Raw genomic sequence first — 15,074 nt, forward strand, 5'->3', positions numbered from 1 at the left:
CTGCTCAGTTTTTATTGGCGAGGATTTCGCGGGCGACCTTACGTCCCATCTGGTCAGCGGCCAGTACATTATCAAGGGTCATGGTGGTGTGGATCAGGCTGACATTTCCGTCAAGACGGGTCAGCGTGTCTTCCACCAGCCCGGCCATGTCCATGAAACCGATCTGGCCCGCAATGAAGCCGTCCAGCGCAATTTCTTTGGCGGCGTTGAACACGGCGCCTGACAGACCGCCTGCCGCCATGACCTCGCGGGCAAGGCGCAGGGCGGGATAGCGTGTCTCGTCTGGGGCGCGGAATTCCAGCGTGGCAACCTTGGCCAGATCCAGCCGCTCGACGGGCAGATCGCGGCGTTCGGGCCAGTGCAGTGCATAGCCGATGGCATGGCGCATATCCGGCGCGCCCAGATGGGCCATCAAAGCCCCATCGTTGAAGCCAACCAGCGCGTGGACCAGGCTTTGCGGATGCACCAGAACCTCGATCTGGCTGGGGTCGATCTGGAAGAACTCTTTGGTCTCAATGACTTCCAGCGCCTTGTTGAACATCGAGGCACTATCGATGGTGATCCGCTGCCCCATGTCCCAGTTTGGATGTGCGCTGGCCTGTGCCAGCGTTGCCGTGGCCAGCTTTTCCAGCGGCCAATCGCGGAACGCGCCGCCTGAGGCAGTGATGATGATCCGCTCGACAGCGTCCATATCCTCGCCCACAAGCCCTTGAAAAACGGCGGAGTGTTCACTGTCCACGGGCAAGATCCGAGAATGGTGCGCCTGCGCGGTCGCCATGATGAGCGGCCCGGCGGTCACTAGGCTTTCCTTGTTGGCGAGCGCAAGCGTGGCGCGTGCTTCCAAGGCGCGCAGACCGGGCAAAAGTCCAGCGGCGCCAACAATCGAGGACATGACCCAGTCACAGGGGCGCGTGGCCGCTTCTTCGATGGCAGAAGCGCCTGCAGCGGCCTCGACACCGCTACCAGACAGCGCCTCTTTCAGCGCGGGCAGCTTGTCTTCATGTGCAGTGATGGCGATGTCGGCACGCAGCTCGATGGCGTCTTTGGCCAGCTGCGTGACGTTGTGCCCCCCGGTAAGCGCGACCACGTCATAAGCGTCGGCATCACGTCGGATCAGGTCAATCGTGGATTGCCCGATTGACCCCGTTGACCCGAAGATCGAAATGCGGCGTGTGCCCGTTTCTGTAGTCATGCCCTGCCCTTAGCCAGCAAAAATCAGCGACCCAGCGCCCGTCAAAAGGGCCAAAGCCCCCGCAGCGCCAATCATGGCATCGAAACGGTCCAGCACACCTCCGTGTCCTGGGATCAGGTTCGAGCTGTCCTTAACGCCAACCTTCCGCTTGATGGCGCTTTGAACGATATCCCCCATCTGGCCTGCAAAAGCGATGAATGGGAAAGCTAGCGCGTCGACTACCGAAAATTTGCCAAGCGCCATACCGATCAGGCCCAGGATTAACGCGCCGACCCATCCTGCAATCGTCCCCGACCAGGTTTTCTTGGGGCTGACACGCGGCCAGAACTTTTTGCCGCCGATCATGCGCCCGGCAAAATATCCGGCGACGTCCGAGATGATGATGATCAGGATGAACCAGACCAAGGCAGCCCCCGGTCCCATAGATAGAAAGCCCAGCCCGGCGAGCATGATCAAAAGCCCATAAGAGAAGAACAGGACGCGATGCTGGCTGGCCAGAATTGCCCCCATGACCGGGGCAACGAACAGAGCCGCGATCTGGGGCGACAGGATAACATTGGGCGCGTTGATTGGACCAAAGCTGCTTAGGAAAATCCCGGCTGCTGCTGCCAAGCCCACAACAATGGGCAATGCCGTAGGTGTAGGGTTCAGAAGACGCCCGAACTCCCACATACACAGGCCGATTACGACAATGATCAGTGCCTGGTACACCGCCCCGCCGATCCAAATTGCAGAAATTGCTATGCCAGCCATCGCGATGGCCGACAAAACGCGCGGCGCCAGATCGGCCCATTTCGAGGAAGATGCTTCAGAATTCATTTGGAGGTTATCGCATTGCGTGGGCTGGGTCTCAAGTCAAAGTAGGGCCCATACCCCACCTATTCTGCGGCGGGTTTGACTGTCCCGAACCGTCGGTCACGGTTTGAAAAGCGAGCGATGACATCGGCAAACACCTCAGACGTGAAGTCCGGCCAGAGCGTTTCGATGAAATCGTACTCAGCATAGGCGGATTGCCAGAGGAGAAAATTTGAGACGCGCATCTCGCCTGAAGTGCGAATGACCAGATCGGGATCCGGTAAAATGCTTGTATCCAAGTAGCTTGCGATGGTTTCTTCATCCACCGCCTCTGGCGATAGTGCACCACTGGCGATGTCTTGTGCCATGCGCTTCGAAGCGCGGGCCAGTTCATCACGGCCGCCATAGTTCAGAGCGATGGTCAGATTCATATGGTCATTGTGACCTGTCATTCCCTCCAACTCGTCCATCAACTTGATCAGCTTTTTATCAAGCCGGCTGCGATCCCCGATGAAACGGACGCGCACGCCCTCTTCGACCAGCGCACGGGCTTCCTTGGTGATGTAGCGGCGGAACAGATTCATCAGCCCGGTGACTTCAGTCTCCGAGCGTTTCCAGTTCTCGGTCGAGAAGGCAAAAATGGTCAGGTATTTGACGCCCAGATCTGGACAAGCGCGCACGATCTCGCGTACGCGCTTGGCCCCGGCACGGTGTCCGAATAAGCGAGGTTGACCACGGCGCTGCGCCCAGCGACCATTGCCGTCCATGATGATGGCAACGTGCCGCGGCGATGTTGCCTCGGCTTGTATGCTCATCTTGTTCATGTTCACCACCAAATCCAATACCTTTAAAAAAACAGGACCCTGCAGGATCAGACCTGCAGGATCAGACCTGCATGATCTCTTCCTGTTTGGTTTCCAAGGCCTTGTCCACGACGCCTACAAATTTGTCGGTCAGTTCCTGTACTTCATCCGACCACATCTTGGCATCGTCTTCGGACATGTTGTCCTTACCTTTTTTGATCTGCTGCATACCGTCCTGACGCACGTTGCGCACCGCGACACGGGCGTGTTCGGCATATTGCGCGGCCACGCGAGTCAGCTCGCGGCGACGTTCTTCGTTCAGCTCGGGGATCGGCAGCATGATGATCGTGCCGTTAAGCTGTGGGTTGATGCCCAGACCGCTTTCGCGAATGGCTTTCTCGACCGCCTGAACCATGCTTTTGTCCCAAACGTTCACTGTCACCATACGCGGTTCGGGCACGTTCACAGTGCCAACTTGGTTCAAAGGGGTACGCTGGCCATAGGCTTCAACAGTGATCGGGTCCAGCATCGCGGCCGAGGCCCGCCCCGTGCGCAGCGATGCAAATTCGGTTCTCAGTGCGCCAATCGCGCCTTCCATCCGGCGTTCCAGATCGTCGATATCCAGTTCAAACTCTTCATCAGCCATCGCTCGGCATTCCCTTCGTCTTTCAAGCTCTTATCGTTAATGAGCATGTTTTGCCCGGTATAACGCCACCGCCCCCCAATTGTATAGATCAGGCTCTACCAGCGGTGGCAAAGATTAATTTATGGGCAATAATCCGCCCTTATGCGCGGTTAGCCCCCTACGCGTGTGTAGGTACCCTGCCCGTCCAGAATACCACGGAACCCACCCGGTTCATCCAGCGAAAACACGATGATCGGCAGGTTGTTGTCGCGGGCCAGTGCGATGGCCGAGGCGTCCATGACGCCCAAACGCTTGGCTAGCACATCGTCATAAGACACGGTGTCATAACGGACGGCGTCGTCGTTCTTGACCGGGTCCTTATCGTATACGCCATCTACTTTCGTGCCCTTGAAAATGGCTTCGCATGCCATTTCGTTGGCGCGCAGCGTGGCGGCGGTGTCCGTGGTGAAGTAAGGATTGCCGGTGCCGGCGGCGAAGATGCAGACACGCTTTTTCTCAAGGTGGCGTACTGCGCGGCGGCGAATGTAGGGCTCACAAACCTGATCCATCGGAATGGCCGAGATCACGCGGGTAAACACACCTAGACCTTCCAGTGCGGATTGCATCGCCAGCGCATTCATCACCGTGGCCAGCATCCCCATATAGTCTGCCGTGGTGCGTTCCATCCCCTGCGCCGAGCCCTGAAGCCCACGGAAAATGTTGCCGCCGCCGATCACCATGCAGATCTCGACGCCCATGTCGTGCACCGTTTTCACTTCGCGGGCGATGCGTTCGACCGTCGGCGGGTTCAGGCCGAACCCCTGGTCGCCCATCAGGGCCTCGCCCGAGATTTTCAGCATGACACGTTTATAGGTCGGCTCCGGGATTTCACCCTCTGCCGTGGTCTGGGCCTGATCACTCATCTGTTGCCACTCTCTGATTGTCGTGATTGTGTTGCCCGGCAATTTGACCGATTAGGGCCGGATGATCAATGAGCGATCCGCCCCGGGCCTCAAAAAAGTAAGGACTACAGCACGTGTCGACCGCGCAAGACAGCATCATGGAACTGGCCCGTCAGGTGGGGCCCGATCAGCCGGTCCTGATCGCTGGCGCGACCGCGTCGGGCAAGTCTGCGCTGGCATTGGCCATCGCGGAAGCCTCGGGCGGGGTGATCGTGAACGCCGATGCGCTGCAGGTGTTTGAAAACTGGCGCGTGGTGACCGCGCGTCCGTCACCGGAGGATGAGGCCCGCGCGCCGCATCTTCTGTATGGGCATATTCCGGGGGATCAGGACTATTCCGTGGGGCATTGGCTGCGCGAAGTTGGGCCGATCCTGCAAGGCACTCAACGTCCCATTATTGTGGGTGGAACAGGCTTGAATCTGACCGCACTGACCGAGGGCCTGGCTGACATCCCTCTGACCCCACCCGCTATCCGCAAAGAGGGCGAGGCTCGTTTTGCCGAAGGCGGTTTGCCTGCCCTACTGGCCGATCTGGACTCGGACACATTGGCCCGTATCGACACAAGAAACCCCGCCCGCGTCGCCCGTGCATGGGAGGTGCAGCACACCACCGGTCGTGGACTGGCCAGTTGGCAGGACGACACCCCGCCGCCGCTTTTACCCCTCTCGTCTACGTGCGCCTTCCATCTGGACGCCGAGCGCGATTGGCTACGCGACCGAATAGAACGGCGCTTCGACATCATGTTGAGCGAAGGCGCGCTAGAGGAAGCTCGTCGAAGCCTCGCCACTTGGGATCCCAAAGCGCCCTCCTCCAAAGCCATCGGTGCGCCAGAGCTGATCGCCCATCTACAAGGCAAGACGTCCCTAGACGAAGCGCGCGAAGCGGCCATCATCGCAAGCCAGCAATACGCCAAACGCCAACGCACCTGGTTCCGCAAGCGGATGCGGAACTGGCAAGTGATTCCCCTTGGGACGGATCGCTGACATCCGACTTATCCACAGGCTGATTTCTACTCTTGTGGAAAACCCTGTGGAAAAGTTGTAAACTGTCAAAAATACTGAGACAGGTCGAACAGAGTAAGCTAGCGATTGAGCGGTAAGGTAATTCTACTGGCTGCTGTGATTGTGTTCTTATGACTGATACGACCCACCCGGATTCCTCGTTTCGTGCCCTGCCAATTGCCCGTCTGGGCGTCGGCGGTCGATGGCGCACCGAGGCGATGCGATCTTACGGTGCACCGGTCCTGTTGTGGTTTACGCGTGGGCAGGGGCGCATAACCATCAATGGCGTGACCTCTGGCTACGGTCCGCATAACTGCATCTTTCTTCCTGCTGGTACCATGCACGGGTTCGAGATGAGCAGTCAGGTCGCTGGAACGATCATCGTGTTTCCGCAAGACAGTGAAGTTCAACTTGGGCTTCCACGAGATTCCGTTCATTTGCGCTTGCGCGATGCAGACCGGCAGATCGAACTCAGCAACCTTGTCGACAACCTGCAGCGCGAGATGGAAAAGGGCACCGCGCGGGCCAGCCGTGCCATGATGTGTCATGCCGGGCTGATCTCGGTTTGGTTGGATCGCCAACTAGAGGCGCTGGACGAGGATGAAGTGAAGCACAAATCCGGGCAGAGACTGGTCAATGCCTTCACCGCGCTTGTCGAACAGGATTTCCACAGCGCGAAAACCGTGCGGGATTATGCGGCTGAGCTTGGCATCACACCCACACACCTATCGCGCGTATGCAATAATGCCTGCGGGCGTCCGGCCTCGGTCATTTTGCAGGACCGCGTGACTTATGAAGCGCGGCGTTTGCTGACTGAAACCCGCGTGCCGATCAAAGACATCGCGGCATCACTTGGCTTTACCTCGGCGGCTTACTTTACAAGGTCCTTTCAGAAGCAAACCGGACAGACACCTTCAGCCTTCCGTAAACGGGGGTAAGCAGCGCCCTGCCCTTCGTTGGTCTTTCACACAGTAATCGTTGCAAATGAAATGAATGTTGTGTATATCCACCGTCAATAGGAGGACGCCCATGAAAATCGAACAGATTCACCACGTCGCGTATCGTTGCAAGGACGCGAAAGAGACCGTCGAATGGTACGGTAAAATGTTGAACATGGATTTCATTTTGGCCATTGCCGAAAACCATGTGCCGTCAACCCACGAGCCTGACCCGTATATGCACGTGTTCTTGGACGCTGGGAACGCGAACGTATTGGCGTTTTTCGAGCTGCCCACCAAGCCGGAAATGGGCCGTGACCCGAACACGCCAATCTGGGTGCAACACATTGCATTCAAGGTGAAGGATCGCGCGGAACTGATTGAATTCAAAGAGCATCTAGAAGCCAATGGCGTCGATGTTCTGGGCGTGACCGATCACTCGATCTTCCATTCGATCTATTTCTTCGATCCAAACGGACACCGCGTTGAGCTGGCCTGCCCCGATCCCGAGGAAGAAGCCATGCTGAAGCGCATGGACGAAGTGAAATGGGACATGCTGAACGAATGGTCGGAAACCAAACGCGCGCCCAAGCACGCAGAATGGCTGCATAAGAAAGAACTGTCAGACGTCTAAGTGATAGGGCTGACGTAAAGCTTCGATTGATTTATGCATGGGCGTATCTTTGAAAGGATGCGCCCATGTCTTTTGACGAAATCCGTTTCGCCCCCCTACCCGAGCCGCCCTATTACGCGGTGATTTTCACCAATCAACTGACATCGACGGTGCAAGGCTATGAACAGATGGCTGACAAGATGGTTGAACTGGCTGAACAGCAGGACGGCTATATCGGCGTCGAAAGCACGCGTGATGCGTTCGGGGTTGGGATCACCGTGTCCTATTGGCGAGACGAGTCCGCGATTTCCGCGTGGAAAGCGGATGTTGCTCATCTGATGGCGCAAAAACTTGGGAAGACACGGTGGTACGCGCAGTATCACCTGCGCGTCGCAAAGGTCGAACGCGCCTATTCCGGACCTGAAGGACGAGATATCTAGCTGCCGAGAATGGCTTTCACGTAACCTTGAGTTTCTTTGTAGGGCGGAACGCCATTGTATTTGGCGACCGCCTCGGGACCCGCATTATAGGCTGCAAGGGCAAGGCGCCACGAGCGGAACCTGTCATATTGCTGACGCAGATAACGTGCGCCGCCTTCTAGGTTTTGCGTTGGATTCCATGGGTCTACGCCAAGTTTTCGGGCGGTAAACGGCATCAACTGCGCAAGCCCGATAGCGCCTGCGTGGCTTTTTGCCTTGGGATTCCAACCGCTTTCCTGCTGCACCAGACGCAAAAACAGATCCTCGGGAATCCCATGCTGTCGGGCAGCTGCTTGCGCGATCGGTAAGAACTGGCCTTTATAGTTCCCCGAATAACTGGGAATGCCATAGCTCGTTGGCGTTGTCGGGGCGTTTGGTGTCAGCTTGATCGAGTTTGAATACTGCTGGGCCGCCCGCGTATCCAGCACACCCACCTGAGACTTGAAGGTGCTGCGCCCGCCCGAACTGCCAAACAGACTCTCTGCTGTCGCCATATTTTGTGGCGCTTCCATAGCGAGGACTGCAACAATGCTTAGCCCAGCAATGGTAAAAACTCTTTGGCGCAATGCTCCGCCCCCAGCTTGAATACGATGCCAATATAGGTGCTGGATGTCCGTCTGGGAAGTGCCGTGCGACCAATCGCGCAAAACTAAGCGCACTCGCAGTTTCGCCTGACAGAAATCACGTTTCTCTTGCCCGTATATGGTGTAACCATATGGCCCAATCTAGAATCGAAAGGACGCAGGATGGCAGGTTCGCTTAACAAGGTCATGCTTATTGGTAATCTGGGTGCAGATCCCGAGGTACGGACCTTCCAGAACGGTGGCAAAGTGTGCAACCTGCGCATTGCAACCTCGGAAACCTGGAAAGACCGCAACACTGGCGAGCGTCGCGAAAAGACCGAATGGCACACCGTGTCGGTCTTCTCGGAAGGTCTGGTGCGCGTATGTGAGCAGTTCCTCCGCAAGGGCTCGAAGGTCTATGTCGAAGGTCAACTGCAAACCCGCAAGTGGCAAGACCAATCCGGCAACGACCGCTACTCGACCGAAGTTGTGCTACAAGGGTTCAACGGCACGCTGACCATGCTGGATGGTCGCAGCGGTGGCCAAGGCGGTGGTGGCCAAGGTGGCGGCGGCTATGGTGGCGGCGCTGGCGGAGGTTACGGTGGCGGCAATCAGGGCGGTGGCTTTGGTGGCGGCGGTCAAGGTGGGGGCGGTTCAGCCCCGGCTGGCGGCGGTTTCGACGACGAAATCCCGTTCTAAGACACACAGAATACACACAAAACAAGGAGGCGCACGATGTCATGGTCATTTCCCATCGGGCGCCTCTTTGGCTCGCAGCTGCGCGTCCATGTGACCTTTTTTCTGCTGCTGGCCTTCATTGGCGCCTCGACTTGGTCTGAACAAGGGCCCGAGGCGGCGCTTTGGACCATCGTCTTCGTTCTTCTGCTCTTTGCCTGCGTCGTGGCGCACGAGTTCGGCCACGCCCTGATGGCGCGCCGGTTTGGCATTCGCACGCCCGACGTGACGCTTCTGCCCATCGGTGGGTTGGCGCGGCTGGAACGCATGCCCGAAAACCCGCGGCAGGAAATCTTGGTGGCCTTGGCCGGACCCGCCGTAAACGTGGTGATCTGGGCGGTTCTGACGCTGCTGATCGGTGCCCCGACCGAGACCGAACAGTTGACCGGCATGGCGATCACGCCGTCCACCCTGCCCTCACAGCTTGCGACACTGAACCTGATCCTCGCCGTCTTCAACATGGTTCCGGCCTTCCCGATGGATGGCGGACGGGTGCTGCGCGCAGTTCTGTCGATGTTTACCGACCGCGTCAGGGCCACCCGCATCGCCGCCGGCGCGGGGCAATTTGTGGCCTTTCTAATGGCGCTGACGGGTCTTATGTCCGGCAACCTGATGTTGGTTCTGATCGCAGGCTTTATCTTCGTCGCGGCGGGGGGCGAAAGCGCAGACGTCGCCATGCGCGACGTGGCCCGCAAGCTGATGGCCCGCGATGCGATGATCACTGAATATGAAAGCCTTCGTCCTGAAGATCCCATCGCGCTTGCCGCAACCACGTTGATCCGCACCACGCAGCACGAGTTTCCGGTACTCGATATCGAAGGCCATCTGGCCGGGTTCCTGACCCGCGAGGCCCTTTTTCACGCGATGGCCGAGGGTGCCTCGGACACCCGTGTCGGCGATGTGATGAAAAGCGTTCCAGCGGCTGCTTTGACTGACGGGCTTGAGTTGGTGTTGGAGCGGATGGGGACCGCACCCACGGTGGCGGTTCTGGATTCCGAAGGGCATCTTTTGGGTTATATCACCCGCGAAAATGTGGGTGAGCTGATGGTGATCGCCAACGCGCGCAAGTAGCCCGAGGCCTAGGCGTCTGCCAGCGCCTCGGTCAGCACGTCTTTGACCACGCCCATGTCAACGTCATCGGCCACGAAAGCATCGCCAATCGACCGGGCCAGAATAAAGCGTAGCTTGCCCTGAACCACCTTCTTGTCCTGCGCCATGAGGGCGATCAGACCATCAGCATCGGGCAGATCCCCTTGAATGTCACGGATGTCTTTCTTCATGCCCATCGCTGCCAGATGTTCGCGGAAGCGCGAGGGGCTTTCCTGACTGAGCAATCCCAACCGGGCCGAGGTTTCAAACGCCAGTGCACAGCCAATGGCAACGCCTTCGCCATGCAACAGACGGTCGGAATATCCAGTCGCGGCTTCAAGCGCGTGACCAAAGGTGTGGCCAAGGTTCAAAAGCGCGCGGTCGCCTTGCTCGGTCTCATCCCGTACGACGATGTCGGCTTTCATCTGCACTGACCAACGCACGGCCTCTTCCCGCAGTGCCAAATCGCCCGCCGCCAGCGCGGGGCCGTTGACCTCGAGCCAATCAAAGAAGGACGCATCGCCAAGACCGCCGTATTTCACAACCTCGCCATATCCTGCCAGAAAATCACGCGGCTTCAGCGTGCCCAGCACGTCGATATCCGCCAGAACAAGCGAGGGCTGATGGAACGCACCAATCAGGTTCTTGCCCTGTGGTGCGTTGATCCCGGTCTTGCCGCCAACCGAGCTGTCGACCTGCGCCAGCAGGGACGTCGGCAGCTGCACGAAGCGCACGCCACGGCGCAGGATCGCGGCGGCAAAGCCCACGAGGTCTCCGATCACGCCACCGCCAAAGGCCAGCACGACGTCTTTGCGCTCGACTTTCTGCTCGAGCAGCCATTCGACGGTTTGCATCAGATAGGGCCAACTTTTTGTGCTTTCCCCGGGCGGCAGGATCAGCGCCTCCGACGCGATCCCCTCGGCCGACAACCCGGTTTTCAAAGCCTCCAGATGCAGCCCTGCAACGGTTTCTTCCGTCACGATCCAGACCTTCGGACGCGGCAACAAGGGGGCGATCTCGGCCCCGGCACGCGCAATCAATCCCGGCGCAATGCGGACGTCATAGGCGCGATCATCCAAGGGGACGTGAACGGTGGTCATGCGGGGATCTCCTCAAGCACATCCGGGCGGGTCTTCAGAACCTCGATTACCGCCTCGGTCATCTGCGCGATGGTATAGTCAGGATGAGCGTCCACAGCTACATCTGCCAGCTCGTAAACGGGCACGCGGGCCTCGTAAATTTCGGTTAGCGTGGCCTTTGGATCGGGGGTGCGCAGCAAAGGACGCGTATCTTTGTGTTTGACCCGGTTCCACAGCAATTCCAGATCCGCGCGCAGCAGAAGCGAGACGCCCCGGTCGCTGATCATCGTGCGATTACGTTCGGCCATAAAGGCCCCGCCGCCGGTCGACAGAATTGCCCGCGGACCGTCCAGAAGACGCCCTATCACCTCGGTCTCGCGGTCGCGAAAAAACGCCTCTCCGTCGCGTTCGAAGATCTCGGCGATCGACATATTCGCCGCGCGCACGATCTCTTCGTCGCTGTCCAGAAACGGAACCTCGAGACGGGTGGCCAGCGCCTGCCCGACGGCGGTTTTCCCCGCTCCCATCATGCCCACCATGACGATGGATTTCTTTAATTTGAATGCCAAAGCGGCGCCCACTTGCCCAAATTCAGATTTCTTTCCTGAATGGCGTGATCTTGTCGGAAATACCAGTTATAAAATCAGCAAAACGAAGACCGAGGCAGAAAATAGGTGATCCTCTATGCTGATCCGCTTGATCAAGCTTGCGTTCTTTCTGGCAATTCTGGGCGTGATTGGGCTGTCTGGCTATGCCTATCTGGGCGATATGTCCCCCCCCAGCGCGCCGCAAAGCACCACTGTGACGCTGAATGGCGGTTAACGGTCCTTGTAAGGCCGCGATTTTAGGCGCGGTTTTCGCTCTGTCCGCGGGATTGGTGCAGGCGCAAACGTCGCATGGCGCGCCCATGTCGGCGATCGGCTGGCTTTCGGATAGCGTGGCACTACCGCCCCCGTCCATCGACAGTGCCGTACTTCCTCCGGACCCAAATGAGCCCGATGTGACGACCGGCGCTTCCGTCGCGCAAGTCACCATGAGCCTGCTGGAAACCCCGGTGTTGGATGCCGTTGGACTGCTGTCCAGCGCGACCACGGGGTTTTCGCGCGATTTGTGGGGGGTATCTCGTCCAGATGATCTGGCGCGACGCATCACAAGCATGCCTTTGTACCTGTATCCTGCGATGCAAGAGCTACTGAACACACTGCTTTTGGCCGAACTGAATCCACCCAAAGGGGCGCGCACAGGGGATGATCGCCTGTTCATGGCGCGGGTTGATCGGCTTTTGTCCATCGGCGCACTGGATCAGGCCGAAGCCCTTTTAAATCGGGCCGGCACCACCAATCCGCGCGTGTTTCGCCGTGGGTTCGATACCGCATTGCTTTTGGGGTCCGAGGATCGCTTTTGCGATATCCTAACGAACTCGCCTGACCTCAGTCCGACCTTTACCGCGCGTGTCTTCTGCTTGGCGCGATCAGGGGATTGGGACGCTGCGGTCCTGACGCTCGAAACGGGGCGGGCGCTTGGGTATATCTCGGATTTCGAGGACCCGCTTTTGGCCCGTTTCCTTGATCCTGATCTGTTCGAAGGCGAGCCGCCCTTGCGCAGGCCGCCAGACCTGACCCCCCTAACCTTCCGCATGTTCGAGGCGATCGGGGAGCATATTCCGACCGGAAACCTGCCCTTGGCGTTTGCGCAGGCAGATCTACGCGCCAATATCGGTTGGAAAGCCCGCGCCGAAGCGGCCGAGCGTCTGGCCCGTGTGGGCGCTGCTACGCCAAATCAACTGCTTGGACTTTACACGGAACGCCGACCTGCAGCCTCGGGTGGGATCTGGGATCGCATGCAGACCGTGCGCCGATTGGAGCAAAGCCTGAACAGTGGGAACGAGGCTGCGCTGAGCGCATCGTTGACGGCCCTGTGGCCGCAGATCGAGGACGCCGCGTTGGAAGTCCCCTTCGCACAGTTGTTCGGAGAGCGCCTGATATCGAACATTCCGCAAGATCGAGACGCCCGAAACGTTGCGCTGTCGCTGGGTCTGCTGTCGTCAAAAAGCGAAGAGTTTGCAACGTCATGGCCAACTCGCGGCGATGGAGGGAAAGAAGCCCTGCTGACGGCAATCGCCTTGGGCAACACGGAATCTGAGACGGGTTACAACGCCACATCGCGGGCAGTGGTTGAGGGGCTGAACGCGCGCGATATCCCGGTGCGCTTTAAGTCTCTGATGGACAGCAACCGCATGGGCGAGGCGATCCTGCGCGCCATCGCGCTCTATGAAAGCGGCACTCATGGCAATCTGGACGAGATTGCGGATGCGCTGGCGTTCTTCCGTCAGATCGGGTTGGAACGGGTTGCGCGTCAGGCGGCCCTTGAGGTTCTGATCCTCGAGAGGCGCGGATGACTCCCAACCACGCGCGCTGGATCTCGGCCTTTCTGGATGCGCAAGCGGCCGAGCTTGGGGCATCAGAAAACACGCGGCTGGCCTATGGGCGCGATCTGAAGGCCTTTACGGAATTCATTGAGGAAACATCCGCGCGTTTCGACGATCTGTCGCGCGCAGATATTGAGGCCTATCTGGTGGATTGTGACGTGCAAGGATTGGCCGCCTCAACCCGTGCGCGCAGGCTGTCCTCGATCAAGCAACTGTTCCGTTTTGCCTATGAAGAGGGTTGGCGCACGGACAATCCCGCCTTAAAAATTCGCGGGCCGGGGCAGATGAAATCCCTGCCCAAAACCCTGTCCGAGGACCAAGTCGAAGCGCTTCTGAGGGCCACACGCGACGTGGGCCGCACTGATGCGGATCGGCTGCGCAATATCTGTTTGATGGAGCTTCTTTATGCCACGGGGATGCGCGTGAGCGAGCTTGTCTCGCTGCCCGTCGCTGCCGCGCGTGGTGATCCTCAGCTTCTGCTGATCCGTGGCAAAGGAGATAAAGAACGCCTTGTGCCCCTGTCGACCGAGGCACGCACTGCTGTGTCTGACTGGCTGGAATCCCGGGTCGACGCTGAAAACACCGCGCGGACCGAAAAAGGGGCCAAACCCTCGCCCTACCTGTTCCCGTCGTCAGGTGCGTCCGGGCATTTAACCCGGCACCGGTTTTACGCGATCATCAAAGACATCGCGGTCGCCGCCGGCGTGTCGCCTAAGGACGTCACACCGCACCGGTTGCGCCACGCGTTCGCGACGCATCTACTGGCCCATGGCGCTGACCTCAGGTCAATACAGGCCCTTCTAGGACACGCGGATCTTGCCACCACCGAAATCTATACGCATGTTCTGGAAGAACGCCTGCGCGAGCTGGTCTTTACCCACCACCCGCTTGCCGAGAAGGACTAGGTCATGAGTGTTCTGGTAACTGTGCTGATCTTACTGATCGCAGCGCTACACCTCTATATCCTCTGGTTCGAGATGTTCGCCTGGGAAAGCCGCGGCCCGAAGGTGTTTCGCAGCTTCCCACGCGATCTGTTTGCGTCAACGAAGGCCATGGCGGCCAATCAAGGCCTTTATAACGGTTTTCTGGCCGCTGGCCTGATCTGGTCGCGCCTGATTTCCGATCCCGATTGGGCGCAGAATGTCGCGCTGTTCTTTCTGGCCTGTGTTGCCGTCGCCGGCATATTCGGCGCAGCGACCGCGTCCAAAAAGATCTTTCAGGTGCAAGCCTTGCCCGCCCTGATCACCATCGCGGCCCTTTTGATCAGTTGATCAGCCGTCGTAGAGCGCCTTGGCGCGCTTTTCGAATGCTGCCACGATCCGGTGCATGGCCTCGTTGAAGACAAGGCCGATCACCTTTTGCAGCATTGGGCTTTTGAATTCGAAATCCACAAAGAATTCGACCTCGCAGCCCTGCGGGTGATCGTTGAAGATCCAGAAGGATTTCAGGTACTTGAACGGTCCATCCAGATATTCCGTATCAATCCGGCACCCCGCCTGATCCAAGGTCACGCGGCTGGTAAAGCGTTCACGGAAAACCTTGAAGCTGATCACAAGATCCGCCTCCATCAGCTTCCGTCCGTCCGCTATCGGCACCACCCGGCGTACCCGCGCAGCTGAATTCCACGGCAAAAACTCGGGATATCGACCAACATCCGCCACCAGATCGTACATCTGTTCGGCCGTATACGGCATCACGCGTTTTTCGCCATGAGTGGGCATATTGGGCTTTTTCCTTCTCTGTCAGACGCACATGTCTTAGGAATGCAGACG

The 15,074-nt window shown here is 58.6% G+C and carries 19 protein-coding genes; 10 read left to right on the plus strand and 9 right to left on the minus strand.

Going from position 1 to position 15,074, the window contains the following annotated elements; all coding sequences use genetic code 11:
• Positions 1-4 precede the first annotated feature (4 nt).
• The 5 genes from dxr to pyrH form a co-directional block, all read right to left on the minus strand.
• Entirely contained in the window at positions 5-1,192 is a 1,188-nt protein-coding gene (dxr, locus tag G0Q00_RS01995) for a 1-deoxy-D-xylulose-5-phosphate reductoisomerase (RefSeq protein WP_163035890.1), read from the minus strand.
• 9 nt (positions 1,193-1,201) lie between these two features.
• Positions 1,202-2,011 carry a phosphatidate cytidylyltransferase gene (locus tag G0Q00_RS02000; protein WP_163035892.1) on the minus strand — a complete coding sequence of 270 codons (810 nt, stop codon included), beginning with the start codon at positions 2,009-2,011 and terminating at the stop codon, positions 1,202-1,204.
• A 59-nt stretch (positions 2,012-2,070) separates the two neighbouring features.
• Positions 2,071-2,802, minus strand: a complete 732-nt coding sequence (locus G0Q00_RS02005) for an isoprenyl transferase (RefSeq protein ID WP_239058302.1) — start codon at positions 2,800-2,802, stop codon at positions 2,071-2,073.
• 70 nt (positions 2,803-2,872) lie between these two features.
• Positions 2,873-3,436 carry a ribosome recycling factor gene (frr, locus tag G0Q00_RS02010; RefSeq protein ID WP_163035896.1) on the minus strand — a complete coding sequence of 188 codons (564 nt, stop codon included), beginning with the start codon at positions 3,434-3,436 and terminating at the stop codon, positions 2,873-2,875.
• Between the two features lie 149 nt (positions 3,437-3,585).
• Positions 3,586-4,338, minus strand: a complete 753-nt coding sequence (gene pyrH / locus G0Q00_RS02015) for a UMP kinase (RefSeq protein ID WP_163035898.1) — start codon at positions 4,336-4,338, stop codon at positions 3,586-3,588.
• 137 nt (positions 4,339-4,475) lie between these two features.
• Between pyrH and miaA the strand changes: the two genes are divergently transcribed.
• The 4 genes from miaA (at position 4,476) to G0Q00_RS02035 (ending at position 7,369) form a co-directional block, all read left to right on the plus strand.
• A complete protein-coding gene (gene miaA, locus G0Q00_RS02020) occupies positions 4,476-5,360 on the plus strand; it encodes a tRNA (adenosine(37)-N6)-dimethylallyltransferase MiaA (RefSeq protein ID WP_163038241.1) in 885 nt (294 codons plus the stop codon).
• 149 nt (positions 5,361-5,509) lie between these two features.
• Positions 5,510-6,316, plus strand: coding sequence for an AraC family transcriptional regulator (locus G0Q00_RS02025; RefSeq protein WP_163035900.1), 807 nt, complete (start codon positions 5,510-5,512; stop codon positions 6,314-6,316).
• A 91-nt stretch (positions 6,317-6,407) separates the two neighbouring features.
• Positions 6,408-6,950, plus strand: a complete 543-nt coding sequence (locus tag G0Q00_RS02030; protein ID WP_163035902.1) for a VOC family protein — start codon at positions 6,408-6,410, stop codon at positions 6,948-6,950.
• Positions 6,951-7,015: 65 nt separating this feature from the next.
• The gene (locus G0Q00_RS02035) at positions 7,016-7,369 is read left to right on the plus strand and encodes an antibiotic biosynthesis monooxygenase (protein WP_163035904.1); all 354 of its coding nucleotides are present in this window, start codon (positions 7,016-7,018) and stop codon (positions 7,367-7,369) included.
• Here G0Q00_RS02035 and G0Q00_RS02040 read toward each other — a convergent pair.
• A complete protein-coding gene (locus G0Q00_RS02040; RefSeq protein WP_239058303.1) occupies positions 7,366-7,902 on the minus strand; it encodes a lytic transglycosylase domain-containing protein in 537 nt (178 codons plus the stop codon). The genes G0Q00_RS02035 and G0Q00_RS02040 overlap by 4 nt on opposite strands.
• Before the next feature lie 252 nt (positions 7,903-8,154).
• On the opposite strand from G0Q00_RS02040, the gene ssb reads away from it, so the two are divergent.
• On the plus strand, positions 8,155-8,670 hold the full coding sequence (gene ssb, locus G0Q00_RS02045) for a single-stranded DNA-binding protein (protein ID WP_163035908.1): 516 nt from the start codon (positions 8,155-8,157) through the stop codon (positions 8,668-8,670).
• A 36-nt stretch (positions 8,671-8,706) separates the two neighbouring features.
• Positions 8,707-9,777: a site-2 protease family protein gene (locus tag G0Q00_RS02050; protein ID WP_163035910.1), complete on the plus strand. Its 1,071-nt coding sequence runs from the start codon at positions 8,707-8,709 to the stop codon at positions 9,775-9,777.
• 8 nt (positions 9,778-9,785) lie between these two features.
• Here G0Q00_RS02050 and aroB read toward each other — a convergent pair whose 3' ends face one another.
• Together aroB and G0Q00_RS02060 are read right to left on the minus strand one after the other, a co-directional pair.
• Entirely contained in the window at positions 9,786-10,895 is a 1,110-nt protein-coding gene (aroB, locus tag G0Q00_RS02055; RefSeq protein ID WP_163035912.1) for a 3-dehydroquinate synthase, read from the minus strand.
• Positions 10,892-11,443 carry a shikimate kinase gene (locus tag G0Q00_RS02060; protein ID WP_163035914.1) on the minus strand — a complete coding sequence of 184 codons (552 nt, stop codon included), beginning with the start codon at positions 11,441-11,443 and terminating at the stop codon, positions 10,892-10,894. The genes aroB and G0Q00_RS02060 overlap by 4 nt, the downstream gene beginning before the upstream one ends.
• Positions 11,444-11,558: 115 nt before the next feature.
• Between G0Q00_RS02060 and G0Q00_RS02065 the strand changes: the two genes are divergently transcribed.
• From G0Q00_RS02065 to G0Q00_RS02080, 4 genes are read left to right on the plus strand one after another with little or no spacing between them, the layout of a single operon-like run.
• Positions 11,559-11,696 carry a hypothetical protein gene (locus tag G0Q00_RS02065; RefSeq protein WP_163035374.1) on the plus strand — a complete coding sequence of 46 codons (138 nt, stop codon included), beginning with the start codon at positions 11,559-11,561 and terminating at the stop codon, positions 11,694-11,696.
• Positions 11,686-13,272, plus strand: coding sequence for a hypothetical protein (locus G0Q00_RS02070; RefSeq protein ID WP_163035916.1), 1,587 nt, complete (start codon positions 11,686-11,688; stop codon positions 13,270-13,272). The genes G0Q00_RS02065 and G0Q00_RS02070 overlap by 11 nt, the downstream gene beginning before the upstream one ends.
• The gene (locus G0Q00_RS02075) at positions 13,269-14,207 is read left to right on the plus strand and encodes a site-specific tyrosine recombinase XerD (RefSeq protein ID WP_163035918.1); all 939 of its coding nucleotides are present in this window, start codon (positions 13,269-13,271) and stop codon (positions 14,205-14,207) included. Before G0Q00_RS02070 ends, G0Q00_RS02075 begins: the two co-directional genes overlap by 4 nt.
• A 3-nt stretch (positions 14,208-14,210) precedes the next feature.
• Entirely contained in the window at positions 14,211-14,573 is a 363-nt protein-coding gene (locus G0Q00_RS02080; RefSeq protein WP_163035920.1) for a DUF1304 domain-containing protein, read from the plus strand.
• Here the strand turns inward: G0Q00_RS02080 and G0Q00_RS02085 are convergent, their stop codons facing one another.
• Positions 14,574-15,023 (minus strand): type II toxin-antitoxin system RatA family toxin, encoded by a 450-nt coding sequence (locus G0Q00_RS02085; protein WP_163035922.1) that lies wholly within the window; start codon positions 15,021-15,023, stop codon positions 14,574-14,576.
• Positions 15,024-15,074 lie beyond the last annotated feature (51 nt).

Origin of the sequence: Aliiroseovarius sp. PrR006, from assembly GCF_010500215.1 — a bacterium.
Lineage (GTDB): Bacteria > Pseudomonadota > Alphaproteobacteria > Rhodobacterales > Rhodobacteraceae > Aliiroseovarius.

Bases quoted from the DNA above. Each gene is read 5' to 3' on its own strand.
- dxr (WP_163035890.1), bottom strand. From the start codon at position 1,192: ATGACTACAGAAACGGGCACACGCCGCATTTCGATCTTCGGGTCAACG.
- G0Q00_RS02040 (WP_239058303.1), bottom strand. From the start codon at position 7,902: ATGGCGACAGCAGAGAGTCTGTTTGGCAGTTCGGGCGGGCGCAGCACC.
- miaA (WP_163038241.1), top strand. From the start codon at position 4,476: ATGGAACTGGCCCGTCAGGTGGGGCCCGATCAGCCGGTCCTGATCGCT.
- G0Q00_RS02070 (WP_163035916.1), top strand. From the start codon at position 11,686: ATGGCGGTTAACGGTCCTTGTAAGGCCGCGATTTTAGGCGCGGTTTTC.
- pyrH (WP_163035898.1), bottom strand. From the start codon at position 4,338: ATGAGTGATCAGGCCCAGACCACGGCAGAGGGTGAAATCCCGGAGCCG.
- aroB (WP_163035912.1), bottom strand. From the start codon at position 10,895: ATGACCACCGTTCACGTCCCCTTGGATGATCGCGCCTATGACGTCCGC.
- G0Q00_RS02025 (WP_163035900.1), top strand. From the start codon at position 5,510: ATGACTGATACGACCCACCCGGATTCCTCGTTTCGTGCCCTGCCAATT.
- G0Q00_RS02000 (WP_163035892.1), bottom strand. From the start codon at position 2,011: ATGAATTCTGAAGCATCTTCCTCGAAATGGGCCGATCTGGCGCCGCGC.
- G0Q00_RS02035 (WP_163035904.1), top strand. From the start codon at position 7,016: ATGTCTTTTGACGAAATCCGTTTCGCCCCCCTACCCGAGCCGCCCTAT.
- G0Q00_RS02075 (WP_163035918.1), top strand. From the start codon at position 13,269: ATGACTCCCAACCACGCGCGCTGGATCTCGGCCTTTCTGGATGCGCAA.
- ssb (WP_163035908.1), top strand. From the start codon at position 8,155: ATGGCAGGTTCGCTTAACAAGGTCATGCTTATTGGTAATCTGGGTGCA.
- frr (WP_163035896.1), bottom strand. From the start codon at position 3,436: ATGGCTGATGAAGAGTTTGAACTGGATATCGACGATCTGGAACGCCGG.
- G0Q00_RS02030 (WP_163035902.1), top strand. From the start codon at position 6,408: ATGAAAATCGAACAGATTCACCACGTCGCGTATCGTTGCAAGGACGCG.
- G0Q00_RS02050 (WP_163035910.1), top strand. From the start codon at position 8,707: ATGTCATGGTCATTTCCCATCGGGCGCCTCTTTGGCTCGCAGCTGCGC.
- G0Q00_RS02065 (WP_163035374.1), top strand. From the start codon at position 11,559: ATGCTGATCCGCTTGATCAAGCTTGCGTTCTTTCTGGCAATTCTGGGC.
- G0Q00_RS02080 (WP_163035920.1), top strand. From the start codon at position 14,211: ATGAGTGTTCTGGTAACTGTGCTGATCTTACTGATCGCAGCGCTACAC.
- G0Q00_RS02005 (WP_239058302.1), bottom strand. From the start codon at position 2,802: ATGAGCATACAAGCCGAGGCAACATCGCCGCGGCACGTTGCCATCATC.
- G0Q00_RS02085 (WP_163035922.1), bottom strand. From the start codon at position 15,023: ATGCCCACTCATGGCGAAAAACGCGTGATGCCGTATACGGCCGAACAG.